Below are 26,671 nucleotides of genomic sequence, written 5' to 3'. Positions count from 1 at the left end.
TAAGTCAGAGCCGTTCGCGCACCAGCCGAAAGCCCATCTTGTAGTCCCGATCGTTGCAGCCCAGCCGGAAGCGACTGGTCGAGGTGGCAATGTGGTCAACAAAATACCACAACCCACCGCGCATGGTGCGGGAGACATTGACTGGTGGACGGGCTTTCGGCTCGTGGCGGGAATAGCGCGAAGGAGAATTGAGCAGCTTTTCTTCACGCGCGTCGTAGAGATTGGCGCTCCACTCCCAGACATTGCCCAGCATATCGCGGAACCCTAGGCCATTGGGCTGGGCCTCATATGGCGCGCGGGTGCCGCCGGGAGCGCCCCGGGCATGAGCCAGCGCATTGGAGAGCGGCTCGGGCTCCTTGCTGTTGGGATGCTCGTAGAAATCGTGGCCCCACCAATATTCCCAATCCTCATCGACCAATCGCGGCGTCCCATCGACGAAGCCATGACGGCAGGCATATTCCCATTCTGGCTCATGCGGCAGGCGACATCCATAGCTTTGTCCATCCTGCCGCCAATTTGCCCATTGGCAGAAGGCCCAGGCATCGTACCAGCTCACATAGATGACCGGATGATTGGCCGGCGGGTGCTGCCTCTCCACCTCCCCCTCTCCACCGCCGGCGAGCGAGAGATAATGCAAAACCGATTGCCTGTGTCCCGGAGCGAAGAGCCAGAACCATTCGTGCAGCGTCGGGACATCCTTCATGGTGAAAGCGGCCACGCGCTGCTCCCGCTCGGCGGGCGTTTCGTCCCTCCGCCGCCATTTCTCCTCGATCGCCTTGAGGGCAGCGTCATGTGCAGCCCTTATGTCACCATTGGCCCGCACCACGGCCTCGAAGGGCCCGAGAATTTCGTCATGCAGGTCTTCAACGTCCTCCTGGCGCAGTCTCTTGCCCTGCAAGCCGGTGAACCATTCCTGCCGGTTGCACTCCTCCGAGACCAGCATGGCGCTTTCGCCAATCTGGATACGGTCGAGCTGGAATTCCCAAAAGGCTTTGGTCTTGCGCGGAAAGCCCTGGCGCTCGCTGGGCGCTCCCATCGAAAAAGTTGACGCCTCAACGCCAATCCAGCCTTGATTGGCAAGGTTCGCCGCGACCACCTTCTGCTCGTCCGTACCGGCCTCACGCAAGTGCTGGAAATCGTCGCGGAACATTTGAAGCGTGGTACGAGCCAGAGAGGGCCCCTCACCGCTCTCGTCGCCTTCGAGGAATAGACGTTGCAGATGTGGCGAATACTGCGCTCGGTCGTCGCCGGGGCGCGAGCGTGTCAAAGCGTCATAGGGGATATCCCACCAATCATCCACCGGTTCGCCGGCAATATCGTGCATGGTCTGCCACGACCGATACAGCATTTCGGACGACCACAGGCGTTCGCTGCCGGCGCGCTCGAGCTTCGGATCGTACCAGGCGCTGGCGGAGCGGACCCAAGTGGGCTGGTGGATCGCCTCCTCCGGCATTTCCGCAAGGAACCGGTTGAAATCCTCGGTGGCGTCTGTGTCGCGCCCTTCAGGATAGAAAACGGCATGACGCAATTGCCGCGTCTCGGTCTCGTCGGCGTAGCGCGCCAGCCAGAGCGCCGCCAGGAATTGTTGGATGGTTCGATTGGCCCAGACGACCCGCCCAAGCGAATCTCCTGCCATCCGGCCGCTTTCCAGGATGCCGTTTCCAATCAGGGTCGAGAAATGTCCCAGCGTTTCCAGATCGTCCTCGAATTGATCCCGCGTATAAGACCGGCCTCCGTCACGACCGCGGGCGCGTTCGCACATGGCAAAGAGGCTGTCCCGGAATTCGACGGAAATCGGGATGGCAACCTGTTGCTCCTGCGCCCTTTCCGAGCCGCCATTGCCGACCCTACGGCCGATACGGTCATAGCCGCGCAGCTTTTCGGGACCGTTGTAGAGCGTCATGAAGGCCAGCGCCGATAGCAGCCGACGAATGTTGCGCGGCCGTTCGGGACCGAAACCGCGCTGAAGCGTCTCCATTGCCGTGGTCTCGATCAGGTTGTTGCCGGCTCGCCAATAGATGGCGGCAATGGTCCGGATATCGCCCAACACGGCAACCGGCAGCCCACGCACATATTCGATCACGCGCGGGACGGAGATGAAATCACCCAATTGCTTGGCAACGAGGTCGTAGCGCCAACGGATAGTGTCGTCGGCCAAGAGATCGCCCCCGAGATAGGCTCGGCTCTGGGTCTCATCAAATTCCTTCGGCTCGACAAAGCGCCAGAAACGAGCCTGCATACGATTGAGATCGGGGGATGAATCGACCCAGTCGAGAAGCGGATGCGGCCGCCCGGCAATTGCTATGGGCGTGCGGCTCCACAGGTGTTCGGTCTGCAGTTCGGTAAGCAGCGGCGGCGTGGCCATGCCCACATGGTCGAGCCCATCCACCAATAGCACGATGAGGCCGTCCATGATGTCCTGCCGCACCCATCGACCAATGGTGATCAAGAGCGCGGTCTCCAGTCTCGCCGCAGCGGCATCCCGATCGGCATCGAGCAAAACCCAATCTGGATTGGCCGCGATCGGCGTTGCATCGAGGATCATTTCGGCGATGCGCGTCACCAGATCGTCGGTGGATGACGGCAGGTCGCTGGCGTCAATGACCATCGCCCAGATGCCCTTTTCCTCTCCACGTGCCGAGATATCGCGCTCGAGACGCTTCATGGTGGTGGATTTGCCTATGCCACCACCGCTGATGAAATAGAGCCTGGTCGGCGTGTCCATAGCCTGCCCCATCAGAGCCGAGACGATCCGTTCCCGCGCGATCGGCTTCCATTCGCCATGGCTTCGCGCCTCTAGCGCGGCTTCGGTCGTCCGGCCGGCAACAAAACCAGCCGGCTTGAGGAATTGCAGCTGCTGACCGTCGTCTGGCACCGAGAGTATCTCGAATGCCTGATTGAGAATGAAGGGTGGCTGGACGTTTGCGCAGACCGCCCGCAATTGCGCCAGCGCTTCAACCTTGGGCGTATCCACGCTGGCATGGAAATCCTGCCCGAAGCGCAGCGTCCATCTGGTATCCAGTGCGGCTCGGCGCGAGGACTTCAGCAGTGACCACTGATGCTGTTGGATGCGGTCGAGATAGCCATTGCGGGCGCGGGCCATGCGCTCGAAATCGGCATGCATTTTGCTCGGATCATCGCCGTAGAAGCCGAAAAAATCGGCCCCGAACTCACGAGTCATCCGCTCCTGCTCGCGCTCGTAGAAAGCCCTCTGTCGAGCGATATTGGCCTGTTTGACTGGATCCGCGCTCGCAGGCCATTGCGGGTTCTCACGGAAGTAGACCAGCAGGCGTCGGGTATCGCCGACGTTCTTCGTCCGGACACTGTGGAGCGCGGCATAGTATTCCCACTGTGTCCAGGACAGGTCTTTGGCGCTAGTGCCATCGGGCAGCGGCGGCAGGTGAGCGTCGCTCAGGTTCTCCAGCGCCAGGGCCTGACCGAAATTGGTGCCGATGAGGCATATGATGAGATCGGCGCTCTCGATGCTGTCGTGGATGGCGATGCCGTCGCTCAGCGTATTTGGATAACTCGCCTGGGCATCGACAGTCATTTGCAGCGCTGACAAGAACGATGCCAGTCGCGTCCGGTGGTCGCCTCCATCGGCCGTGGTCGCACTGATGAAAACGCGCAGCCCCCGCCCCGACATGCTCCCCTCCCCGGGCCCAGAATTACGCCTCAAACGACAGGTTGACGATTGATTAACGATTGTCCCTCGCCGGGCTCCCTGTCAATCTCGTCCTGCCTGAATTGGAAAAGACGGGAGTCGGATTGCCTTGACCTACGCCCTGGACTTGGCCCCGCTAGCCAAAGACTGGACGCACGTAACGGGGGACGGCCTGCGGCTGGGGCTGACGACCCGCTACGGTAGCCGGGTTTTCGACCAATTCTTCGAGGCTTATGACAAGGCCTTCGTATTGCCAGCTGAAAAGGAAGAGCGCAGCGGCTTCCAGGCCGCGCTCGATCTCAACCATGGCGAACCTTATCAGCGTCTATCCCGGCGTTTTGGTCCGTTTCGCGAAGTCTGTCTCACGGTCCATGATGGAGAGCAGTTTGTCGGCGGCGCCAATTTCTTTGCCACCATCTGCAGCGCGGCGGACGGAACTCCGGCACCTACTAGTAGTCTCAACTACATCTTCGTCGAGCAGGGCACACGCGGAAAGGGCTATCTCAAGCGCATTATCACGGCAATCCAGGCGCTGGTCCCGTGTCTGTTCAAAGCCGATGAACCGCTCGCCCAAGGGTTGATGTTCGTCGAACAGAACGACCCTTTTCGCATGACGCCGGAACAATACGGTCTCGATACCAAGGTCAGTGGTATCGACCAGTTCGACCGGCTGTCGATTTGGGGACGGGCCGGCGCTCGTATTGTCGACCATGTCTATGTCCAGCCGCCGCTATCGGCTGATCAGGAGGCGGACGATACACTGGCTTTATCAGTGATCGGCGCCTCCGGAGCGAGCATTTCTGCCTGCGTGCTGCGCGATCACCTGGTGCGCTTCTTCGCAATCTCGGTGCTCAAGGGCATCGAGGAACTGGACGAGGATGGCGCACTTGCGCAGCTACAGAGCCTTTCCACCCGTTGCGCGGCGGATCAAGAGGTCGGTCTATTCGACCAATTGCCGATGCTCACCGAGGCCAACGCCTTTGGTGACAAGTTCGACTTCTGGATCGATGATCGTCCGCTCTCGCTGGTTACCGCACTCAAGCAATTCGCGAAGGGCTACTAGCGGCATCAGTGCGTGCGCCGAATTGCCCGCTGAAGATCGCTGCACCCGACGATCGTGCGAAGTCCGAAGTGGATTGCGGCGAGCGGCGGGAGGCTCTAGCACCCCAGCAGGGTGGAGCCTGATGAGAGCGGTCAAGACCAATCTTGCCGGGCGCCGCTCAAAGGTGAACGCGGCCGAGGTTTTGACCTCTTTCAATGCGTGGCAGTCGTCCGTCGGTCAGTGCGTCTCTGCCGCTAATACCTTGGGACCTGCTGTGAGGGTTGTGCAGATTCAGTCGGGTTGGGTCATCGCCTCGAAGGGCGCACGCAATGACCATGTCACTAGATTCCCATGCCGATCCAGCGATGCCACACCATCAAGGGCCAGCGGAACGACTCTCTCTACGACGACGGAGCCGAAGCCCCGCCGCGAGGGGTTTTCCAACCGATCAGCAACGATCTCTTCGAGTTCCTCGCGCCAGACGAGATCTAGGATTCGATTGTCGTCGGCAGCCTCCTCGATCCTCCAGGCAATGGAGATTTCACCTCGCCCGTGAGCGAGCACGCCATACTTGGCCGAGTTCGTGCCAAGTTCGTGCATTGCCATGCCCAAATGCTGCACGGCGTTGGGGTTCAGCGTCACCAAGGGCCCAGAGATCGTCACACGCTGCTCATGCCCGAACACGCCCAGATGATGATGGATGAGCTCAAGCAGGCTCGCTCCAGACCAATCGGAATTGACAAGAAGGTCATGGGACCGCGAGAGCGCCATGATGCGGTCGCGCAATTGCCCATGGAACTCCTCCGGGCCGGCCGCGCGATTGCTGGTCTCGCGGATGATCGAGAGAATGACCGCGAACTGGTTTTTGACCCGGTGGTTGACCTCCCGCAACAGAAGGCGAATGCGTCGTTCGGCCTCTTTAGCCTGCGTGATGTCACGCGCTATCTTGGACGCGCCGATGATGGTGCCCTGTGCGTTGCGAATGGGCGAAATCGTCAGCGAGACGTCGATCGTGCTTCCGTCTTTTCGAACACGCAGCGTTTCGAAGCTCTCAACCCTCTCCCCTCTCTTGATGCGATTGATGATGTCCACTTCGTCGCTTTGAAGATTTGCCGGGATCAGCATGGTCACCGATCTGCCGACAGCTTCTTCCGCCGTGTAGCCAAACATGCGTTCCGCTGCAGCGTTCCAAGTGCGGATCACGCTGTTCAAGTCTTTGCTGACTATCGCGTCAAAGGAGCTGTCGACTATGGCTGCCAGCAGGAATTCGGTGTGTTCTGGGGAACTGGTTGGCGCAGGCGACGCGGCAGGCGGGTCGATGGGCATTTTCTACCCCTTCTTCTGTGAACGACACAATGGTGTCATAGGTTACGCTGGCCAAGCGTCCCGAGGCCCCGGGGTTAGCAGAGAGTTGGGTGAGGAGACGACAGATAAAGCCGTGCTCTCGTCAACAGCTCAATCTCGGCGGGTCAGCCGCCCAGGCTAGACAGTGGTATTTCGAGGTAGAGGCTCAGCCCTTCCTCGCGCCATTCCTTTGAGAGGCGCCCATCGACGCCCCGAAGAGCTGCCTTCTCCAGCGTCGATCCAAAGCCCTCGCGCTCGGCGGCCTGCTCCCGGCAGGGTGCACCACGCTCCACCCAATTGACATGCAGTTCATCGTCGACAACGTCGAGTTCGATAGCGAGGTGGCCCCGTGAAGTGGACAATGCACCGTATTTCACGGCATTCGTGATCAGTTCATAAAGTAAGAGGGCCAGCGAAGTCAGGGCGCTACCCTTCAGGGGGGCGTCCACCCCGCTGATTTCAATGAGCGATCCCTGGGCATGCTCATGCGGCGCGGTCAACGCCTGCAGCAAGGACATCACCGAAGTCCCCGTCTCGCTCTGACTGTCTGTCGACGGATCCGGCAGGGTCAATTCATGAGCTACGGCGAGTGCATGTAGCCGCGATCGGAGGTCAGATTCCAGTTCCATAACGCTGTTTGCCGATCTGGCGCTCACGGAGATCAGTCCGCCCGTGAGGCTGAAAAGGTTCTTTATGCGGTGATTGATCTCCCGCAGCATGACGTCCTTGTGTCGGGCCGCGTCCTTCAAAGCATCCGCATGGGCCGCCAGCTCATCGCGTTGCGCCGTCAACTGTTGGCGCTGCCGGTAGAGCTCGAAGAACACCGCCACTTTGCTTCGCAGAACGCCGGCTTCGATGGGTTTTTGGATGAAGTCGACGGCGCCCGCTTCGTAACCACGGAACCGACGCTGAGTATCGGCAGCGCCGGCGGTCACGAAGATGATCGGAATGCGACGGGTCCGCTCATTGCCGCGCATGAGTTCTGCGAGCTCGAAACCGTTGAGACCAGGCATCTGTACGTCGATTAACGCTAAGGCAAAATCGTGCTCGAGGAGCAATTCCAGAGCTTCGTCGCCCGACCTGGCCTTGAGTAGGAGCAAATCGTCCTGGCGTAGCAAGGCATCGAGCGAGAGAAGGTTTTCTTCGAGATCATCCACCAGGAGGAAGGGCACCGGCTCCACGTTAGTTCTCAACCTCCATCAGGAAACTCGCCACCTGGCGCAACCCCATAATTCGCGCCTGCGGACAAGCCGCGATTGCGGCCTCTGGCATCGCTGCCGCAAAAGCGGTTTGCGGGTCTTGCACGATGGCGACCCCTCCAGCTTCAACAACGGCGGCGAGACCGTTGGCACCGTCTTGGTTGGCTCCGGTCAGAATAAGTCCGATGAGGTGCCGGCCGAAGGCATCAACGGCACTCTCGAACAGCACATCGATCGACGGGCGGGAGTAAAGGACCGGCTCGTCCCCCGAAAGTGAGAAAGTCTTATCGGCTTCGATCAGGAGATGATAGCCCGGCGGCGCGAAATAGATCACGCCCGGTTCGATGGGCATCTTGTCCTCCGCCTCGACGACCTCGACTTGGCACTTCGCCCGGAATAGTTCCGCCATAACACTGTGTTTGTCGGAGGGAATATGGACGACAATGGCGATCGGTAGGCCAAACCCCTTGGGTATGAGCGGGAGTATTGTGCCAAGCGCGTCCACAGCTCCGGCGGAGGTACCGATAACGACGGCCTGCAGTTCGGATGAGCTCATTCGACACTCCGCTGGTAGATCTTTTCCTCGCGCACGAAGTCGGCGAACGCAGAGGCGTGGCTCGAGAAGCGAAGGCTCTCCTTGGAGCCGAGGCCAAGAAAGCCTCGACGAGCCAAGGAGCCCTCAAACAGTCCAAGCGCCCGGTCCTGTAGGGTCTTGTCGAAATAAATGAGCACGTTGCGGCACGAAATCAGGTGCATCTCGGCAAAGACAGAATCCGTGACCAGACTGTGATCCGAGAACACGACATTCTTCCTCAGCGTCTTGTCGAGTGATGCCCGCCCATAGGCGGCCTGATAGTAGTCCGAGAGCGACGATTTTCCGCCCGACTGCCGGTGGTTCTGGGTGAACAGCGGAATGCGATCCAGGGGATAAATGCCGGCCTGCGCCGTCTCCAGCGCATCGTGATTAATATCGGTGGCGTAGAACAGGGTGCGGTCTTCCAGGCCCTCCTCGCGGAACAGGATGACAAGCGAATAGAGTTCCTCCCCGGTGCTGCAGCCGGCAATCCAAACCTTGAGGGAGGGATAGGTCCTAAGATGCGGCACAACGCGTTCGCGCAAGGCACGGAAGTAGCCGGGGTCGCGAAACATCTCGCTGACCTGGACGGTCATGAACCGAAGCAATTGAGGTAGCATTTCCGGGTCACGAAGGACGCGTTCCTGCATAGCGGAGAATGTCGAGAAGCCCAGCTGCTCGCGCGCCTGGCGCAGACGCCGCTTGATCGAAGCCATGGCATAGCTGCGAAAATCGTAATGGTATCTGAAGAAAAGAGCTTCCAGCAGCAGCCGTATCTCGATGTCTTCGACCTTCTCCGGCGGTTCCGTCATTTGGGCATCCAAACCCGCACGAGCGAAAGCAGTTTCTCGATGTCGAGAGGTTTCGCCATGTAGTCGTTCGCACCGGCTTCGATGCAGCGCTGCTGGTCGTCAGGCATCGCCTTCGCGGTCAGCGTAATGATTGGCAGCCGTTTCCAGATCGGGTTTTTTCTTATCTCTCGGGTAGCAGCGAGCCCATCCATCACAGGCATCATCACATCCATGAGGACGAGGTCGATGCTGGTCTCTGGAGACTCTGCCGCCTTCGCGAGATGGTCCAGGGCCTCCTGCCCGTTCCGCGCGATCTGGACGACAGCACCGCGGGGCTCAAGAATGTTGGTCAGGGCGTAGACGTTGCGGACGTCGTCCTCCACCACCAGGATGCGACGACCCTCGAGAAGTGCGTCACGATTGCGCGCCTTTCGGATCATTTTCTGCTGCTCGTCGGGAAGATCAGAAACCACCTGATGCAGAAAGAGGCTTACCTCGTCGAGCAGTCGCTCCGGCGACTTGGCGCCCTTGATGATGATCGATTTCGAGTACTGGCGAAGTCGGAGCTCTTCATCGGTCGAAAGATCCCGAGCCGTGTAGACGATCACGGGCGGGAAGGCATAGGTACTTCCGTGACCGAAAGATTCGAGCAGCGAATGGCCGGACGCGTCCGGCAGGGTGAGATCGAGCACCATGCAATCGAAGGTCTGCTGCTTCAAAAGCTCTAGGCACTCGGCGGCCGTGCTTGCCGTAACCGTTTCCACGGCCCGAGAATCGAGCAACCTGACGATAGCTTCCCGCTGTATCGGATCGTCTTCTACGATCAACACGCGGCGGACGCGTTGAGCAAGACGTTCCTCAAGTCCATGCAGCACCTCCATCAGTTGGTCGCGATTGACCGGCTTGATGGCGTAGCCGACCGCACCGAGCGAATACGCCGTATCCGTATGGTCGCTGGCCGACACGACGTGAATTGGAATATGGCGGGTTCTGACATCGCGCTTCAGGCGATCGAGGACCGCAAGGCCCGACTGATCGGGTAAACCTACGTCGAGAACAATGGCATTGGGCAGGAACTCCTGCGCCAAAGCCAAAGCTTCCTCCGCTGTACTCGCTACCAGGGCCTGGAAGCCGGACTGGCGGGATAAATCGCGCATAATGCCGGCGAAGGAATCGTCGTCCTCGACGACTAGAAGCACTCTGTTTCCGTCCGATAGGACATCGCGGTCGTCCTCAACCTTTCGGTTCACCAATCGAACCGCCTCTGGCGGCTGAGATACAGGTACGGGCGCGACGGACGGCCCCGGCAAGACGTCACGAGACTGGACCGCGGACGGGTCGTATTGAGGTGGGATCACGACGGTGAAGGTGCTGCCCTTCCCGACTTCGCTGCGCAGTTCCATCGTGCCACCCAAGAGGCGGACCAACTGTCGGGAGATCGATAGTCCAAGTCCGGTGCCCCCATATCTTCGGCTGATCGTGCTGTCGGCCTGATGGAATGCCTCGAAAACGCTGCGCTGCTGTTCCGGCGCGATACCGATCCCTGTATCGGCTACGGCGAACGAGACCTGTCCGGACTGAAGTGGCGCGATGCTGAGCGTAACGGTCCCATTCTCGGTGAACTTGATTGCATTGGAGAGCAAATTCTTCAGCACCTGTTCTAAGCGCTGGGGATCAGTCTCAATGGTCGAGGCACACTCCGGAGCGACGTCGACGCGGAAGTCCAGCCTCTTCTCGGATGCCAGGGGTTGGAACACCTGACGCATTCCTTGGGCGAGGCGCTCGATCGGCACAATCTCCGGACGCATCTCGACATGCCCGGACTCGATCTTGGACAGGTCGAGGATGTCGTTGATCAGGTTCAAGAGGTCGTTGCCCGAAGCCTCGATCGTCTTGGCGAACTTTACCTGCTCATCGGTCAGGTTGTCCTGCGGATTGTCCGCCAGCAGCCTCGCGAGGATGAGAGAGGAATTGAGCGGCGTCCGGAGCTCGTGGGACATATTGGCCAGAAAATCCGACTTGTACTGGCTTGCCTGCTCCAGCTCCCGAGCCTTGAGGAGGACCGAAGCGTTCGAGCGTTCGAGATCGTCACGCTGGGTCTCCAGCTGCTGCGCCTGCTCCTCGAGCTGCGAATTGGTCTGTTCGAGTTCGATCTGCTGCTGTTCGAGACGCGCCTGGGACTCCTTGAGCGCCCTGCCCTGCTCCTCCAGCTCCTCGTTGTTGACCCTCAGCTCCTCACTCTGGGTCTGCAATTCTTCCGACTGACGTTGGGTTTCTTCGAGCAGGTTCTGCAACTCGTTCCGATACTTGGCGGAACGCACTGCGATCGCGATGCCTTCGGAGGCTCGCTCCAGCAACGCTACCGCCTTTTCGTCTATGGCGTGCACGAAACCCAATTCGATGACAGAGTTGGCTTCGCCGTCGACGATACCCGGCATGATCGCAAGATACCTGGGTATGTGCGAACCGAGAGCGGACCCGAACGCGAGGTAGCCGACCGGAACCTCGCCAACGACGATGGGACGCCGCTCAGCGACCGACTGTCCCAAAAGACCTTCCCGCAGCCTGAACTGCGCAGGCACTGATGCCCCATCCGGAATCCCATAGGCAGACGCCTTGCGATAGCGATCGCCATCGCTGACGTATATGGCACCCGCGACGGCTCCGACGTAACCCGCGACATAGTCGAGGATGGCATTGCCGAGCTTCTCGATCGACTGGTCGCCCATTGTTGCCGTCGCCAGCCCGACCTGACCCGACTGCAGCCATTGATCGCGCTGGCGCAAAATAGTCGTGCGGCGGATCATGAAGCCGATTGCAGCAGTCAGCAAAATTCCGAGGGCGCCGGACAGCAAGGTGCTCAACAGAGCTTGCTGCTGAACTGCTTCCATCTCAAGGAGCCTTTGCGCCCGCACACGCCCCTCTTCATCGGCCATCGCTCCAATCTGGCTGCGAATGGCGTCCATCTCTATCTTGCCACGATCGGAGTTAACGACAGCAAGAGCCGCCTCGGTCCCAACGGTGCGGCGAAGCTCGATCGTGTCATTCAGTTCCGCAAGCTTTGCTTCCACGTGCAATCGCAATACCCTGAGGCGCTCTCCCTGCCCCGCACTTTGGCCGGTCAGGCCGCCGATTTCATCGAGCTTCGGGCCAATTGCACGCAAGGCGGACTCGTAGGGCCCGAGGTAGGTCTCATCATTCGTTAGAAGAAAGCCGCGCTGGCCAGTTTCAGCGTCTTGGACATGCGACAGCAACTCATCCAGGGAGACGATGACTTCATGCGTGTGCACGATCCTCTGATTGCCTTCGCGAAGGCCTTGGAAATTCGAATAGGCCACCAGTCCGCTGGCGATGAAGAATATTAGGGCGCCCACCAAGCCCATAGCCACACCGGGGTCAATTCCAAGCGATGTCCTTGAGACTTCGCGCGTGGCGCTGCCGTTCATCGTTTTTCTCTTTGTTGGCAAATGGGTACTAGGGCAGGAACGGCGGAATGATATGCAGTCAGGACGCCAAGCGATCAAGGTATCATTCGCGCCGCGTCCGGCAGCGAGATGCCACTCACGCAACTCGATGAGAAAGCCGTTTGGTCGTCGGGTCAGTCTTCATAGAGGCAATCCAGAAGAAATGCGTTTCGTCGCCATCCGATTAATCTGAAGATCGCCTCCACGTGCCTTTGCAATCTGCGACGCGATGTACGGTCCCAGGCCGAGCCCTTGGGCGTTCTGCCTCCCGAGAAGCAGGAACTCGCGTGAAACGATTCAGTTGCTGATTTCGCATCTCGAAATTCAATGCTTCTCACCAATATCGATATACTAGTGGAATGAATGATCTGATGCCGGCCGCAACGGTCCATAGCCGTGGGTCGCCGATACGCGGACATAGCCGTCAGCGATCACTGCGCGCATTGACGATGAAGTTGCGCATCATGCCTGCACATTCCGCGTAGTGGGTCTCAAGCAAAAGATGGGGACCGTCGTATATGTGCATGTCGACCCTATCGAGATCCCTGGCATATGCGTAGGCCTCTTCGATTTCGTAGTATGGGTCGTGTCGCCCCCAGAGCAGCAGCGCGGGGGGCTGATGATCGCGATGGTAGGCTGCGTATTCCGGGAAACGAGCTACGTGCGAGCCATAATCGGAAAAGATCCGGAATTGGATTTCGACGAGCCCTGGCTGGCTCATACGCTCCCAGTCAAGATGCCAGCCCTCCGGCGCTACGAGCGGCAGGAGGTGATCGGGAATGTCACCGACATAGGTATGCTTGACGCCTTCAGAGTTGAGCCATTCTGGAAGTTTGGCACGGTTCGCAGGAGTGGGGTTGGCCCAGTATGACTTGACCAAAGCCCAAGGTGTACCAAGACCTTCTTCATGGGCATTGCCATTCTGGATGATAAGCCCCAGCACGCGTTCGGGGTATTTTAGTGCCAAGGCATAAGCGACAGGCGATCCGAAATCGTGGACGTACAAATAAAACCGATCCATACCGATCTCGCGCATCAGCATCCCGATGGTTTCCGCCATGGCGTCAAAAGTGTAGGGGTAGTCGTCCGCCGCTTTTGTAAAGCCGAAGCCCGGCAGGTCGGGAGCGACAACATGTGCAACTTCGGACAGCGGGCCAATGATCTGACGGAAATAGAATGACGAGCAGGGCTGGCCGTGCAGGAGCAGCAGCCCCGGAGCGCCACGCTGTCCGGCTTCCCGATAGAAAAGGTCTACACCACCTACATTGACGGTGCGGTGCCTAGTTTTGTTCATGGTCTGCACGGTGCCTCCCAAACTGCTATTTCCGACCCAAGAAGCCGGTTGACCCCGACAGGACTGGCATGCAACCGGACAACTGCCGCCATATGGGTAGGTTCCATGTCGACAGGTTTGGATACCGCCCGGGCTTCAACAGGGACGCCGGAATCCCTGGCTCGTCATGGCGGGCTTTTCATCGGCGCATCGCGAGGCGGAAGGCTGCTGCGATCGTCGGCGGTCAAAGCGTGAGATCCACAAGCGCGATGCCGATGGCGGGATCAATGCGCTTCCGCAAATGCCCCGGGGCTTCGGTCAGGATGATCTCGAGAGTCGGGCGCACAAACGCGGACTTGAGGTGCCCGGCGACAGCAGCCCCGTCCGATTTTCCCAGCACCGCGTGGACATGGATCGCCGGCTTTCCGTCCGGACCTGTCGCGACGTCGCCGATTAGCGAGGCGACCTCCACCTGCTCGTTTACGGGAATGGGGAGATATTCCTTCTTGTCCCAATCGAAAAATGCCAGCGTCGCGCCAGAGAGGGCACCGATTGCCTTGAACGTTGCGGCGTTCAGCCCATGCTCGACAGCGAAGGCATTGAGCGAGGCCATCACCTCATCGCCCGTTTCGAGAATGACGGCAAAAGTCCTTTCGCCATTCGCTTCGTGAATTACCTTCGAGCGCACAAATCACCTCCTCCGAACCATGTTGTCCGAATGCACGGGTGCCTCGCTTGGTTCCGAAGCAGACCAACCACAGGCGACGAGCGCCTTTCTTGATCGTGATGAAGCGGCCGGGAACAACGCGTTTCACACGTCGTTGCCTTCCTCGATACCCAAAGGAAGGAACACGACCGTGGCCGATCAGACCGTAGCTATTCATGTGGAGGATTTTGGGGGAGACGGGCGCCCGGTCATCCTCATTCACGGCTGGCCCCTCTCCGGCAAAGCTTGGGAGAAGCAGGTCCCCGCGCTGCAGCAGGCAGGCTTTCGCGTCATCACCTACGACCGACGTGGATTCGGGGAATCCGGTAAATCCGCCCAGCACTATGATTACGCAGCGCTGGCCTCGGATCTCGCCGCCATCATCGACGAGAAGAACCTGACCCACGTATCGCTGGTTGGCTTTTCCATGGGTGGCGGTGAGGTCGCAAAGTATGTCGCTGACCACGGGGAGACAAAGCTGCATTCGATCGTCTTTGCTGCTGCCGTGCCACCCTATCTGATGAAAACGCCGGACAATCCGGAAGGCCCGCTCACCAAGGAAAAGGCAGCGGAAATGGAAAACGGACTGAAGGAAAACCGCGAGGCTTTCTTCGATCAGTTCACCAGGGATTTCTTCTCGGCCAATGGAGCGCTGAAGGTTTCAGAGGAAGAGCGGCAGAAGGCGATCGCGCTATGCCGTCTTTCGGACCAGACGGCTGCGCTGGGCTGCATGAGATCATTCGGCACCACCGACTTCCGCGGCGATCTGGATGGCATCAGCGTCCCCACGCTTGTGATCCACGGCGACGCAGACGGCATCGTGCCCCTCGAAGGTTCGGGCCTTCGTACACACAGGGCGATTGCCGGCAGCGAGTTGGTCGTGATCCCAGGAGCGCCGCACGGCTTCAATGTCAGCCATGCAGATGAGTTCAACAGTGCGCTCATAACCTTCCTGAAGCGCTGAACAACTTCAGCCGGTCGCTGCAGAACACGCGGTTGACGAACAGACTTCGAATCCTCGGGCCTGCCCGGGGGTTCCTGCACATGCGGTGGAGACAAACATGCGAAAAATCCTAACGGTCCTTCTCGCCCTCTGCTTTTCGAACAGTGCTACTTACGCGCAGGAATTCAACGCGAAGGGGGTCGTATTGACCGACGCTAACGCGTCAATTGCCGTTCTTGGACTGACCGTCGAACAAACCGTAGCATGGAAGTCGTCGATACGTCCGGCATGGCTCTGGGTGTGGTTGCGAGCGTGATCGGCGACGATCAGGACACTCCCACAGGTCTGGTCTTGTCGACCAATGGGGGTAGCATCATGGTCGAGCTCGCCGATGTCCAGTTGATCAACAACCGTATTGTCGTATCCAACCTGGCAGATTGAACGCCATCAGCGATTCAGGAAGTCGATACGCGCTGCGTCGAATACGGAAATGGCATTGAGCCCGGGCACGCAACCCCTGAACACCCCCTAGATGGCGCGGTCTAGTTCCGCACCTTCTGGCTGCTCGGCGGATTCGCTTCGAGATGTTCGAGGGCCCATCCAACACGATCGGCAACCTCTAGATCGAAGTCCTGATCCGGGCCGGTCAGCTCGTAGGCTCTTAGTTGTTCCACGGTAATTCCGGCTGCTGCGGCGAACGCATCAGGGTCCATGCCTAATGAAAGGCGGCGATTGTGATCGCCCTTCGGTTCTCTCATCGTCGGTGGCACATGTTGGGTCATTTTCTAATCCCCACATTGCTCAGAATAACGAGCGCAAGAAGGAAAGCCGCTCAGCCATTGCCGGCGAGTATCTTCCCTTAAATGCCGAGCCAGTCTCATAATGATCATACATTGCATCCTCCTCTTGGAGGAAGAACGCGGTAGTTCTCAGCGGGTTGCCCGGTCTTTTGTTGATATCTCCTGGTTCCCGTTTCCATTTCCGTCTCTTGAGGAAGGCTGCTGTTCGTCTGCCTCCCCTGCCAATACTCCGCGGAACACGCCGAGGGGCAGCGGGGAAGTGTTCGCGCAGGGCGGCGCGCGGACATCCGGCCAGTGCGATCGCTGATCGGAGAAACAGTTGGAGAAACCTCGACCAGACTGAACGATCTGGTGGCTTCGCAATGGAGCATCGGAACGGCCCCTTCGCTGCGACGTTTGTCAGAAGGACAAGGAGATCACCATGGCTGATCGTTTCACGATGCAGGACCCTCGATACCAGTACCCTTCGCCGCCATTTCCGCGACAGCCACAATCTCCCCCCGGTCTCGTTCGTGAGATGCGCCCCGCTCCCGATCATGGCGAAGAGAGTTATACGGGTTTCGGCCGCCTGCTCGGTCGCAAGGCCCTTATCACCGGCGGTGATTCCGGTATCGGGCGGGCCGCTGCCATCGCCTATGCCCGTGAAGGTGCCGATGTGGCGATCAACTACCTCCCCATCGAGGCGAGCGACGCCGAAGAAGTACTCGGCTACATCGAACAAGCCGGAACCAAAGGCGTGGGATTGCCCGGCGACGTTTCAGACGAGGAATTCTGCAAGTCCCTGATTGCAGATGCCATCAGGGAGCTGGGAGGCCTTGATGTTCTCGTTATCAACGCGGCAAGGCAGCAGGCGCGCAAGTCGGTGGAGGAGGTTCGAGCGAAGATTTCGACCGCACGCTCAAGACCAATCTCTACGCTTTGCATTGGCTGGCGAAGGCCGCCGTGCCGCATCTGCCGCCTGGCGCCTCCATCATCACTACTGCCTCGATCCAGGCATATGAACCTTCTGCCCACCTTCTCGACTACGCCACAACCAAGGCGGGCATCGTGGCCTACACAAAGGCGCTCTCCACCCAACTCATCGAAAAGGGTATTCGCGTCAATGCCGTGGCGCCTGGCCCATTCTGGACCGTGTTGCAGCCGAGCGGAGGGCAGTTTTCGGAAAAGGTCGAGACCTTCGGCAAGGACAGCGCCTTTGGCCGACCAGGCCAACCGGTAGAGCTAAGCCCCGTCTATGTCCTGCTTGCCTCGCAGGAAGGGAGCTACATCACCGGCGAGGTTTTCGGCGTTACGGGCGGCAAAGGCATAGCCTGAATTGTCGCTGGCCACATGCCGCCACGGCCTCGTTGTCAGGGAGGGGCGTTGACACAGTTCAGGCTTTTCGATTGCCGCGGCAATGCGATCCCACGAGAGATCGTCGTCAAGGCCATCTCCCCAGAACAAGCGGCACTGCTTGCTCTGGGGATTAGCCTTTGTCGCGGAGGACATCACCGCGATCTGGTGTGTCGGGTATATTGGGAGGATGGTACCGGACGACGCAATATGGTGCGGCTCTATAGCGCGAGCGCCCATCCGCAACGGCGCTAGCCAGCCCCCGTCTACGACCCTCCCGTTGCCGGCAGGGCATAAGCGATGAAATAGTCGCCGATCGGCGTTTCCATGAAATCATGGCCGCCGGCATTGATGACGACGATCTGCTTGCCTCCGGCTTCATAGGTCATGGGTGTGGCCTGACCGCCTGCAGGCAATGTTACCTGCCACAGTTCCTCGCCGGTTTCGATGTCGATAGCCCGGAATAGATCGTCGGTTGCCGCCCCGATGAAGAACAGTCCCGATGCCGTCACGACGCCGCCGCCATTGTTCGGCGTCCCGATATCGATGGGCAGCATCGAGGGTATGCCAAAAGGCCCATTCTTGCGCGCGGAGCCGAAAGGCCGATCCCACAACATCTGGCGCGTGTTGAGATCGATGGCGGCGATGCCACCATAGGGTGGCTGCTTGCAAAGGAGCCCGGTGAATGGCACGCGCCAACCGGCATTGACGCGAATGCCATAGGGCGATTCCGCCTGCGGGCTGATCGATCCATGCGAGCCCGAACCAGCGGCCGGATCATAGCTTGGGTCATTGATCGAGACGACCCCCATGGCATCGACCTCTTCGCGCGGCACCAGCTGATTGTAGTTCGGCATGTTGTTATAGTTGGCGATCAGGACACCATGGACTGGATCCACAGCAATGCCGCCCCAATCCGTACCGCCATTGTAGCCGGGAAACTGGATCCAGGGCTGGTCGACGGTGGGTGGCGTATAGACGCCTTCATAGGCTGCTTGACGGAACTGGATGCGGCACCAGAGCTGATCGAGCGGCGTCGCACCCCACATCTGTGCTTCGGTGAGCTCGGGCTTCAGGAGATTGGGAAAGTCGGTCACATAAGGCTGCGTGGGCGAAAGCCGATCCGGCTCGACACCGCCCTGCGGCGCCGGACGTTCCTCGATATTGACCAGCGGCTCGCCGGTGGCTCTGTCGAGAATATAGAACTGGGCCTGCTTGGACGGCATGATGATCGCTGGAACCGGACCATCTGGAGTGGGGAAATCGACAAGGCTCCCCTGCCCCCCAAGGTCGTAGTCCCAGATATCGTAGTGCACCGTCTGATAGTGCCAGGCGACGGCGCCTGTCTCGACGTCGAGAGCAACTATCGCGGTAGAATAGGTGTTTTCGGCCTCGGAACGGTCGCCGCCCCAATAGTCGACAGCCGAATTGCCCATGGGGATGTAGGCAAGGCCAAGCTCGTCGTCGCCGGAGGCTATAGTCCAGCTGTTTGGAGTGCCCTCGGTATAGATCTCGCCTTCGGCCGGCAGTCCGGTTTCGCCCGGCCGCCCCATATCCCACGCCCATTCCAGTTCGCCGGTTACCGCGTTGAAGCCACGGATCACACCCGATGGCGCGCTACGCTCCTGATTGTCGCTGACCTGGCTGCCCACCACCAGCACATCACGAACCAGGGTTGGCGGCGAGGTCGGGGCATAAAAGCCGGGGGCAGCGTCCCCAATGCCTTCCATGAGATTGACCATTCCGCCGTTGCCAAAGTCCGGACAGAGCTGGCCTGTCTCCGTATCAAGCGCGATCATGCGGGCGTCGTGGGTGAGATTCACGACGCGCGTAGCACAAAGTGCGCCCTGTTCGGCGGTCAGGTCTTCGAAATAGACCAAGCCCCTGCAGGAGGCATTATAGCCCAGGGCGTCTGTGGACACTTCCGGGTCGAAGGTCCAGAATTGACTGCCCGTCGCCGCGTCGAGAGCAAAGATCTTGTTCATCGCGGAGCAGAGATAGAGGCGATCGCCTACCTTGACCGGTGTGTTCTGATTGCCGAAGGGCTCGTCGTTTTGCGGCAAATCGCCGGTACGGAATTCCCAGACTTTCTCAAGGCCGGCCACGTTTTCCTTCGTGATCTGCTCAAGCGGCGAATAGCGCAATGCCCGGTGCGTGCCACCATAGGCGGGCCAGTCTGCCCCTGTTTCAGGCGCCACATAGGTTGGTGCCGAGGGCGTGGGCACGGGTTGCTCGGGTGCCGAGGGTGCTTCGGGTGTTGGTTCCAGGGCTGGCGCTTCCTGAGCGAAGAGAGATGTGCCGCCATGGCTATTGACGCCGACGGCCCCGGCGACACCCAACGCCACAACAAATCCAGCGGCAAGGCCGCTTCTCAGCCTCGGTGCGCTACTGCGCAAAAGAGGCCAAACCGACAGGATCAGCAATAAAACGACAGTCGGCGCAATCAGACGTGGAACTTGTGCCCAGCCATCGAGTCCCGCCTCCCAGAGGGCCCACATGACCGTCACGACAAATGTTGTGAGATAAACCCAGACCGCCATCGCATCGCGACGGAACAGGAAATAGGCGGTGGCCAACAATCCCAGCCCCGCCGGCAAATAATACCAGGAGCCGCCCAAGGCGATCAGCCATGCGCCACCGGTAGCAATGGGCAGGCCGAAAATGACAAGGACCGCAGCCACCAACATGGTCCACCAAAAGCCTGCGCCCTTCTTCTGCCACCCCTGTTCGGACCGTCTTGCCATTTTTTTCCTCCCTGTCTCTATGGCGAACGCCTTGGGAGGGCCACAGTTCCGCCATGGGCAGAAATCGAGCGGCAACAAGGGACTATGGCCTGTTATCGCCCCCTACTCCCCGTAATGTTCGGCAACCGCACCGATCTCTTCCGGCTCGAGGCGGTGCGGACCTTCCTCAAGGGCATCTTGAACAACCTTGGCCATGATGTCCGCGTAACGGCCGCCGCGCTCTGTGCCGTGCTTCTGGAACAGTTCCAACTGCCGCCGGAGATAGTCGGCGGACTGGCCGGCGAGGCGTGGGAAGTCTGCGCGAGTACTCGGGCCATGGCAGCGGTCGCAGGCGGGGATGTCGCGCGACACGATACCTTCCGAGGCGATGACTTTGCCCAGATCATTGTCGCCCGAGGGGGGCAATGGCGTCGAGCGGCCGTAGAGTTTGGCAAGCTCGGCAATATCCCCTTCGGTGAACTGTCGCGCTACTGACATCATCGTACCGCTCGGCCGACTGCCATCTCGAAAGGCAACAAGGGCATCGGCAACGTATTGCGGGTTCTGGATATCAAGACGCGGAAAGGCGCCGCCACGCCCTTGCCCGTCTGGCCCGTGGCATGCGGCGCAGGAGCCGGGTTCGGCGCCTCCATGGGCGAGGCGTGCATAGGTTTCAGCGTCCATGGTCGGCAACAGCCGCAGGAACGCGACCATATCCCAGACCTCGTCGTCACGCATTTCGGTAGGCCAGGCCGGCATGGCGGTATGCCGGATGCCGTATTTGACTGTCTGGAACAGACGCGCATCGGGGCGCCAGCTGGTGAGTTGGGGCGGCGCGGGGGACAGATCCTGCGCTATCTGTGCAGACGGCGCTTCAGGGCTACCGTGGCAGGCGGCGCAGACGAGCTGGAAGTGCCCTGCCCCGCGCAAGACCATTTTAGGATCATCGAGATTGGGCACCGCCGTCATGGCCGAGCGCAGCGCTATCGACTGGCGTGCGGCCAGTTGTGTGTACCAATCCATTGGGCCGTTGCCGCCGGATGGCACGGCATGGTCGATAAGACCCGCGAGGGGGATAGCCAGCAGAAATAGCGCTCCGGCGGCGGCGCTGGTGAGAAAAAGGCCGAGCCGCTTCATGACGGCACCGGCCGCCGGAGGGCTCGACCGACAAGCGTCAGCCCTCCCGCGAGGTAGATGATGCCGCCGATGGCCAGCATGATGACGCCGCCCACCTGCTGGTCGGCCATTTCGCTCAATCCAAACACGGCGTGATGGGTGTGACCGGGATAGATCGAACGAGGAGCGAGACCGATCAGCGCCCCCAGAAGCGTCATGTGCATGGAGGTGAAAAAGAGCGTCAGCGCCCCGGCGAGCGCAGCTTGGGCCCGTCGGCCGCTCGGCGCCGCGAGAGCGAGCAGCCAGACCAGGAGCGAGGCAAAAGCGAAGGAGGCCTGCTCAAATACCAAAGCCCAACCGGAGGTACGCGATGCGTGGTGCAAGGCCGGCGCGTGCCAGCCCCAGACGATGAGAAGGTCAAGAAGGCTGACGGCGATGGGCAGGGCCAGTTGCGAGCGCAGCCAGGGATGGTCGGCGATCATCGGCGCCAACCCCATGGCCATGACGGGGATGGCAATGCCAACCACACCCATATGGAGAGCCATGTGCGCGGCAAAGCTGTCAGGCACGAGGCGCGGCAGCGGACCGGCCCAGGCCAGGAGCAGCAGAAGAATGCCAGCCGCTATGAAAAAGCGCGGATTCATCGGCAGCTCTCGAGGTAGAGCATGGGAATGGTCACATAGATGACCGCCACTGCCGAAAGCACGCAGAGCATCAGCGCCACGTGACTGAGGAACCGGTGCCGTTCTTCGGAGGTGTTGTGCTCGTATTCGAAGTCATTGTCGGTGAGGCTACGATCGTGGACCCGCCACAACCGAATGCTCGACCAAAAAATGCCGGCCAAGGCGACAACCGTGATGACGACGACCAGAAGGCGGATGTCGGATAACGGCGCATCCCGCCCTAGCTTCTCGCAATAGATGGCGGCCGACACGTAGCAGACGAGGAAATGCAGCGCCCAAATGCTGGGCGAGATGATAACGCTCCAGAGATCGGTGCCTGAGCCGGTTTCGCGTCTGACCTCCTCGGTGATGGGATTTTCCTTGCTCATGTCAGATACGGAAAGCCTCCGATGACAATGGCAGTCAGCACACCACTAAACGCGGCGAAGTGCCAATAGAGCGTGATGTTCCAGAGGTCAGCGTCATGGGTGGGCGTCGCTTTGCCGTAGACGAGGCGGGCAAAACCATAGCCTTGCATCAACATCCCGGTCGCCAGATGCGCAAGGATCCAGATGACCAGCGCCCATACGATAGCCGGATATGAATGCGCGGTCGGGTCGAGACCTGTGGTCCATGGTCCCGCCATCAAGGCAAGGCCGCCGCAGAGCGTCGCAAAACCGCCGAGCAAGAGAAACAGTCGTGCCAGACCCGAGCGCCCATCCGAATTGACGAGCCGGGCGCCAAGGGTCAGAGCCCAGGCGAGCAGAATGAGGACACCCGCTATCGCTGGCCAGAACCAACCCGGCCCGAACATATCCGGCGGCGGAAAATCGGGGTGGATGGTCCAGAAGAAAAAGTAGCCAAACAGTAATGCAAGGAAGGCCGTGAGGTCGCCAGTCATGGTGATGAACATGGCCCACCAACCGGTGGACTTGTAGCCCGAAACATAAAGCGGGATGCGCTTGCCGCCGCCGATGTCCTTGGTCTTCTTTTCCGGGATTTCGGCGGTGCCAGTCCAGAGCCAGCGCAGCACGGCGACAAGAAATACGACGCCGCCCAGGCCCATGGGCAGCCACCACTTGAAAGTCATGAAGATGAAGACGCCGCCGAGGCCGGCGGCCGCGATCATCGGTAGCCAAGTCGGGGTACCGACGCGCAGTACCTGAATAGGCTGGGCATCAAGCACACTTGTGACCAGGGTTTCGCGCCGCCCCTCTTTGGCATTGGCCAGCAGGCCCTCGCCTTCGTCGATTTTGCGCAGGAAGTCCTTGTCATCCCAAAGCGGGTACCGGCTGTTGACCTCGGGAATAGAACGCATGCCCCAGGTGTTGCCGAAGCTTGCAGCCCATTCGAGTGTGCCCGCGTTCCAGATGTTGCGCGGCGCTTCGCGCTGATGCCTTTTGGGGCGAACGCAGTCCCAGACCAGCAGCAGAAAGCCGGCGGCAAAAATGAATGCGCCGACCGAGGAAACCATGTTGAGCTCGGTCCAGCCGCGGTCGGCGCCATAGGTAAAAACGCGGCGTGGCATGCCGAGCATGCCGGTCAGGTGCATGGGCAAGAAGGCCATGTTGAACCCGATCAGCATCAGCCAGAATGACCAGATGCCATAGGCGCGGGACAGTTCCTTGCCCATGATCAGGGGGTAGTAGTAGCAAATGCCGGCCATGACCGGGAAAAGCATGCCGCCAATCAGCGTGTAATGCAGGTGCGCGACGATGAAATAGGTGTCGTGGACCTGGAAATCGAAGGGCGCCACAGCCACCATCACGCCCGTCAGGCCGCCGATGATGAAAACGGCAAGGGCACCGAGGCAGAACAGCATTGGCACGCTGCGCACCACGGAGCCGAGCATGACTGTGGCGATGAACGCGAATATCTGAATGCCCGTGGGAATGGCTACGGCTTCCGAGGCGGCGGAGAAAAATCCCAGCGACACGGACGGCAGGCCGGTGGTGAACATGTGGTGCACCCAGAGCCCGAAACTGAGGAAGCCCGTTCCCAGCGCGGATAGGACAATCCAGGAATAGCCAGTAATCTCGCGCTGCGCGAAGGTGGGCACGATCATGGCGAGGAGCGCGATGGCGGGCAGGAAGATGATGTAAACTTCCGGATGTCCGAAGATCCAGAACAGGTGCTGCCAGAGGATCGGGTCACCGCCGCGTGTCACATCGAAAAAGGGCCAGTCGAGCAGGCGTTCGAGTTCGAACAGAATGTCGCCCGCAATCAGCGGGGGGAAGGCAAAGAGGATCATTCCGCCCACCACCAATACGTACCAGCCGTAGAGCGGAGTGAGGTTGATATGCATGCCGGGCGCCCGGCATTTCAACACGCCTACGATCAGTTCGACCGCTGCGGCAATCGAGGCCACCTCGATGAAGGAGAGCCCGAGCAACCAGATATCGGCGCCGATGCCACTCTGTTCGGTCGAGAGCGGCGGATACATGAACCAGCCGGCATCGGGAGCGGCATTGAAAAAGATCGAGCCGCAAACAAAAATTCCGCCGATGAGGTAGCACCAGAAGCCAAAGGCCGAGAGGCGCGGAAACGGAAGGTCTCGCGCGCCCAGCATGCCGGGCAGGATCAGGATCGCCACCGCCTCGAAGATCGGCACGGCGAAGAGGAACATCATCACCGTGCCATGCAGGGTGAAGGCCTGACTGTAGAATTCGGATGTAACCAGTGTGCTCTCAGGCACGAAAAGCTGCATGCGGATGATGAGGGCCAGGGCGCCACCAAAGAGCATGAAGGCGAAGGCGGCGGCAAAGTACCAGAGGCCAACGATGGAGTTGTTGACGTCGGACAGGGCGCGCCAACCCCCGGGATTGTCCCAGACTTTTGCCAATTGTTCTGTTTCGGCGCGCTTGTCGGTCATTTGAGATCCAGAAGGTAGGAGACAAGGGCGTCGCGCTCGGCCGCTTCGAGACTGGCATAGCCGGGCATGCGCACATCGGGTTTGTGATGGCTGGGATCTATCAGCCAGCTCTGCAGGCTTTCTGCGTTGATGGGGAGCGTGCCGGCGGCCATGGAGCGGCGACCGGCGAAATGGGTGAGATCCGGCCCCACAACGCCGCCGGCGCTGGTGCCACGCACAGCGTGGCAAGCGGCGCAGCCAGCCGACACGAAAAGGGCGTGCGCTTCCTTCTCCTCGATGCCCGCGGCTTCGTCAGCCAGCCAGCTTTCGAAGCTGGCTGGCTCGTGCACCACCACCGGAAAGGCCATCAGGGCATGGGAGGGGCCACAAAACTCCGCGCAGACCCCACGAAAGACACCCACTTCGGTGGGCCGCAGGCGCCAGAGATTGGTGCGGCCAGGAATGACGTCCATCTTGCCTCCCAGGTTAGGGATCCAGAAAGAGTGAATGACGTCGGTGGATGTCAGTACGAATTCCGCCGTCTGCCCCGCAGGCAGGTGTAGTTCGTTTGCAGTGTTGACCAGGGCGCCGTCAGGCAGTTCATAGGCCACTCGCCACCAATATTGCTCGGCTGTGATGTGGACGCGCAGGTCGGGCCGGTCTGACCGCACCCAATCAGGCAGCAGCGCCAGACCAAAGATCAGCAGGGCCGCGAGCGTGATCGTTGGAAAGGCAACACCGCCAATGAGGATGAAGCGGTCGGCAAACCGTTCGGTCTTGGGGCGCTTCTTGCCGAGAACGGCATAGACGGTGATGCCCATGACGATGAGCCAGATCACCACGGTCCCGGCAGCCATCACCCAGAAGAGATTGGCTACGGCCGCGGCGTCCTCACCAGCTGGATGGAGCATGCTCTGTTCGGAAACGCAGCCGGCAAGAGCCGGCGCGCAGACGATGGGCGCGACCCGAAAGACGAGAAAGGAACGACGCTGCCCCTGTTGCATACACCCCCGCAAATCAACTCTGGTGGAACGCCAATGCCTTAGGCGAGTTCCATGAAAATGGCAGCGAGGGAGAAAAGCATGTCAGCACCGAGCGGGTACTCCCGCCTGCAGATCGTCCTCCATTGGACCATCGCCGCACTGATCGTCGTGCAATTGACTATCAATTCAGACATGCAACAGGCCTTTGCCCAGCGCCTCGCCGACGCAATGCCGGTCAATTTCGGCGCCATCTTCCACGCCACGGTCGGAATTCTCGTTCTGCTTCTTGCCACCCTGCGCGTGGGCATCCGGGTCTTGCGCGGCGCGCCCGAGCCACCTCGGGGCAATCATCCCCTACTGAACCTGCTCAGCCATGCCACACACGTGCTGCTTTATGGCTTTCTCTATCTCATGCCGATCACCGGTGCCCTCGCCTGGTTTGGCGGGATAGAAATCGCCGCCGTACTGCACGAACTCGGTCGGTTCGTTCTCATCCCCATCATCTTCCTCCATGTCGGCGGCGCCATTGTGGAGGAACTGGTGCTGGGCAATCGTGTCGTCGGGCGGATGTTGAGCTCATCTCCCTCCAATGGGAAACGACCCGACCACCTGTAGACTCGCCCTGCAAGCGGCTTCATGCCCGATAGTCTGATGAGCTTGGAGATAAGACAAAATGGCGCTCAAGCGGATGGACAACATGGGAATTGTCGTCGAAGACCTCGACGCGGCGATCGATTTCTTTCTCGAACTCGGCTTCGCCATCGAAGGGCGGGCCATGATCGAAGGAGAATGGGCCGGGCGTGTCACTGGCCTTGGCGATCAGCAAGTCGAGATTGCCATGATGTGCACGCCGGACGGCCACAGCCGGCTCGAGCTTTCCCACTTCCTTGCGCCGGCTATTGTCGCAGATCACAGCAAGGATCCGGTGAACGCTCTAGGCTATCTTCGAGTCATGTTCACCGTCGACGACATCGACGAAACGCTTGAACGGCTCTCCAACCGAGGTGCGCAGCTCGTCGGCGAGGTTGTCCAGTATCAAGACACCTATCGGCTCTGCTATATCCGCGGGCCCGAAGGGCTTCTCATCGGACTTGCCCAAGAGCTGGGTTGAGCCCTGTCAGGTGCACTACCAATACCTCGTATGCGGCGCGGAGGGGCGTCCCAAGCGGCCAGAGGTATCGTCGAAACACACCCGCAGGACGAA

General features: G+C 60.0%; 20 protein-coding genes and 1 pseudogene. 6 read left to right on the top strand and 15 right to left on the bottom strand.

What is annotated here, in order from left to right; all coding sequences use genetic code 11:
- Positions 1–4: 4 nt before the first annotated feature.
- Positions 5–3,646, bottom strand: a complete 3,642-nt coding sequence (locus tag ACSQ2A_RS22015) for a formylglycine-generating enzyme family protein (RefSeq protein WP_436073988.1) — start codon at positions 3,644–3,646, stop codon at positions 5–7.
- Between the two features lie 127 nt (positions 3,647–3,773).
- Here ACSQ2A_RS22015 and ACSQ2A_RS22010 point away from each other — a divergent pair, with 127 nt between their 5' ends.
- Positions 3,774–4,727 (top strand): hypothetical protein, encoded by a 954-nt coding sequence (locus ACSQ2A_RS22010; RefSeq protein ID WP_436073987.1) that lies wholly within the window; start codon positions 3,774–3,776, stop codon positions 4,725–4,727.
- Between the two features lie 270 nt (positions 4,728–4,997).
- On the opposite strand, the gene ACSQ2A_RS22005 is transcribed toward ACSQ2A_RS22010, so the two are convergent.
- The 7 genes from ACSQ2A_RS22005 to ACSQ2A_RS21975 form a co-directional block, all read right to left on the bottom strand.
- Complete coding sequence (locus tag ACSQ2A_RS22005; RefSeq protein WP_436073986.1) at positions 4,998–6,032, bottom strand: PAS domain S-box protein; 1,035 nt, start codon at positions 6,030–6,032, stop codon at positions 4,998–5,000.
- Between the two features lie 143 nt (positions 6,033–6,175).
- Complete coding sequence (locus tag ACSQ2A_RS22000; RefSeq protein ID WP_436073985.1) at positions 6,176–7,231, bottom strand: response regulator; 1,056 nt, start codon at positions 7,229–7,231, stop codon at positions 6,176–6,178.
- 1 nt (position 7,232) lies between these two features.
- Positions 7,233–7,805 carry a chemotaxis protein CheB gene (locus ACSQ2A_RS21995; protein ID WP_436073984.1) on the bottom strand — a complete coding sequence of 191 codons (573 nt, stop codon included), beginning with the start codon at positions 7,803–7,805 and terminating at the stop codon, positions 7,233–7,235.
- Complete coding sequence (locus ACSQ2A_RS21990) at positions 7,802–8,635, bottom strand: CheR family methyltransferase (RefSeq protein ID WP_436073983.1); 834 nt, start codon at positions 8,633–8,635, stop codon at positions 7,802–7,804. The genes ACSQ2A_RS21995 and ACSQ2A_RS21990 overlap by 4 nt, the downstream gene beginning before the upstream one ends.
- Positions 8,632–12,060 (bottom strand): response regulator, encoded by a 3,429-nt coding sequence (locus ACSQ2A_RS21985; protein WP_436073982.1) that lies wholly within the window; start codon positions 12,058–12,060, stop codon positions 8,632–8,634. Before ACSQ2A_RS21985 ends, ACSQ2A_RS21990 begins: the two co-directional genes overlap by 4 nt.
- 442 nt (positions 12,061–12,502) lie before the next feature.
- Positions 12,503–13,372, bottom strand: coding sequence for an alpha/beta fold hydrolase (locus ACSQ2A_RS21980; RefSeq protein ID WP_436074035.1), 870 nt, complete (start codon positions 13,370–13,372; stop codon positions 12,503–12,505).
- A 223-nt stretch (positions 13,373–13,595) separates the two neighbouring features.
- Complete coding sequence (locus tag ACSQ2A_RS21975; RefSeq protein WP_436073981.1) at positions 13,596–14,039, bottom strand: PPC domain-containing DNA-binding protein; 444 nt, start codon at positions 14,037–14,039, stop codon at positions 13,596–13,598.
- A gap of 169 nt (positions 14,040–14,208) precedes the next feature.
- On the opposite strand from ACSQ2A_RS21975, the gene ACSQ2A_RS21970 reads away from it, so the two are divergent.
- Together ACSQ2A_RS21970 and ACSQ2A_RS21965 are read left to right on the top strand one after the other, a co-directional pair.
- Entirely contained in the window at positions 14,209–15,021 is an 813-nt protein-coding gene (locus ACSQ2A_RS21970) for an alpha/beta fold hydrolase (RefSeq protein ID WP_436073980.1), read from the top strand.
- A 243-nt stretch (positions 15,022–15,264) separates the two neighbouring features.
- Positions 15,265–15,441, top strand: coding sequence for a PRC-barrel domain-containing protein (locus ACSQ2A_RS21965; protein ID WP_436073979.1), 177 nt, complete (start codon positions 15,265–15,267; stop codon positions 15,439–15,441).
- Between the two features lie 101 nt (positions 15,442–15,542).
- On the opposite strand, the gene ACSQ2A_RS21960 is transcribed toward ACSQ2A_RS21965, so the two are convergent.
- On the bottom strand, positions 15,543–15,782 hold the full coding sequence (locus ACSQ2A_RS21960) for a hypothetical protein (protein WP_436073978.1): 240 nt from the start codon (positions 15,780–15,782) through the stop codon (positions 15,543–15,545).
- 439 nt (positions 15,783–16,221) lie between these two features.
- Between ACSQ2A_RS21960 and ACSQ2A_RS21955 the strand changes: the two are divergent.
- Positions 16,222–17,114, top strand: a pseudogene (locus ACSQ2A_RS21955) (SDR family oxidoreductase).
- A gap of 284 nt (positions 17,115–17,398) precedes the next feature.
- On the opposite strand, the gene ACSQ2A_RS21950 reads toward ACSQ2A_RS21955, so the two are convergent.
- From ACSQ2A_RS21950 to coxB, 6 genes are all read right to left on the bottom strand, one after another.
- Positions 17,399–19,876, bottom strand: a complete 2,478-nt coding sequence (locus ACSQ2A_RS21950) for a membrane-bound PQQ-dependent dehydrogenase, glucose/quinate/shikimate family (protein ID WP_436073977.1) — start codon at positions 19,874–19,876, stop codon at positions 17,399–17,401.
- Between the two features lie 102 nt (positions 19,877–19,978).
- Entirely contained in the window at positions 19,979–20,992 is a 1,014-nt protein-coding gene (locus ACSQ2A_RS21945; RefSeq protein WP_436073976.1) for a c-type cytochrome, read from the bottom strand.
- Entirely contained in the window at positions 20,989–21,615 is a 627-nt protein-coding gene (locus ACSQ2A_RS21940) for a cytochrome c oxidase assembly protein (protein ID WP_436073975.1), read from the bottom strand. Before ACSQ2A_RS21940 ends, ACSQ2A_RS21945 begins: the two co-directional genes overlap by 4 nt.
- Positions 21,612–22,022, bottom strand: a complete 411-nt coding sequence (locus ACSQ2A_RS21935; protein ID WP_436073974.1) for a hypothetical protein — start codon at positions 22,020–22,022, stop codon at positions 21,612–21,614. The genes ACSQ2A_RS21940 and ACSQ2A_RS21935 overlap by 4 nt, the downstream gene beginning before the upstream one ends.
- Positions 22,019–24,505: a cbb3-type cytochrome c oxidase subunit I gene (locus ACSQ2A_RS21930; RefSeq protein ID WP_436073973.1), complete on the bottom strand. Its 2,487-nt coding sequence runs from the start codon at positions 24,503–24,505 to the stop codon at positions 22,019–22,021. The genes ACSQ2A_RS21935 and ACSQ2A_RS21930 overlap by 4 nt, the downstream gene beginning before the upstream one ends.
- Positions 24,502–25,395, bottom strand: a complete 894-nt coding sequence (gene coxB, locus ACSQ2A_RS21925; RefSeq protein WP_436073972.1) for a cytochrome c oxidase subunit II — start codon at positions 25,393–25,395, stop codon at positions 24,502–24,504. The genes ACSQ2A_RS21930 and coxB overlap by 4 nt, the downstream gene beginning before the upstream one ends.
- A 171-nt stretch (positions 25,396–25,566) precedes the next feature.
- On the opposite strand from coxB, the gene ACSQ2A_RS21920 reads away from it, so the two are divergent.
- Positions 25,567–26,082: a cytochrome b gene (locus ACSQ2A_RS21920; RefSeq protein ID WP_436073971.1), complete on the top strand. Its 516-nt coding sequence runs from the start codon at positions 25,567–25,569 to the stop codon at positions 26,080–26,082.
- A gap of 58 nt (positions 26,083–26,140) precedes the next feature.
- Complete coding sequence (locus ACSQ2A_RS21915; protein ID WP_436073970.1) at positions 26,141–26,578, top strand: VOC family protein; 438 nt, start codon at positions 26,141–26,143, stop codon at positions 26,576–26,578.
- The last annotated feature ends 93 nt before the right edge of the window (positions 26,579–26,671 follow it).

It is taken from the genome of Devosia sp. LjRoot3, from assembly GCF_964252865.1.
Taxonomy (GTDB): domain Bacteria; phylum Pseudomonadota; class Alphaproteobacteria; order Rhizobiales; family Devosiaceae; genus Devosia.
This window is presented reverse-complemented; position numbering and strand designations above follow the sequence as displayed.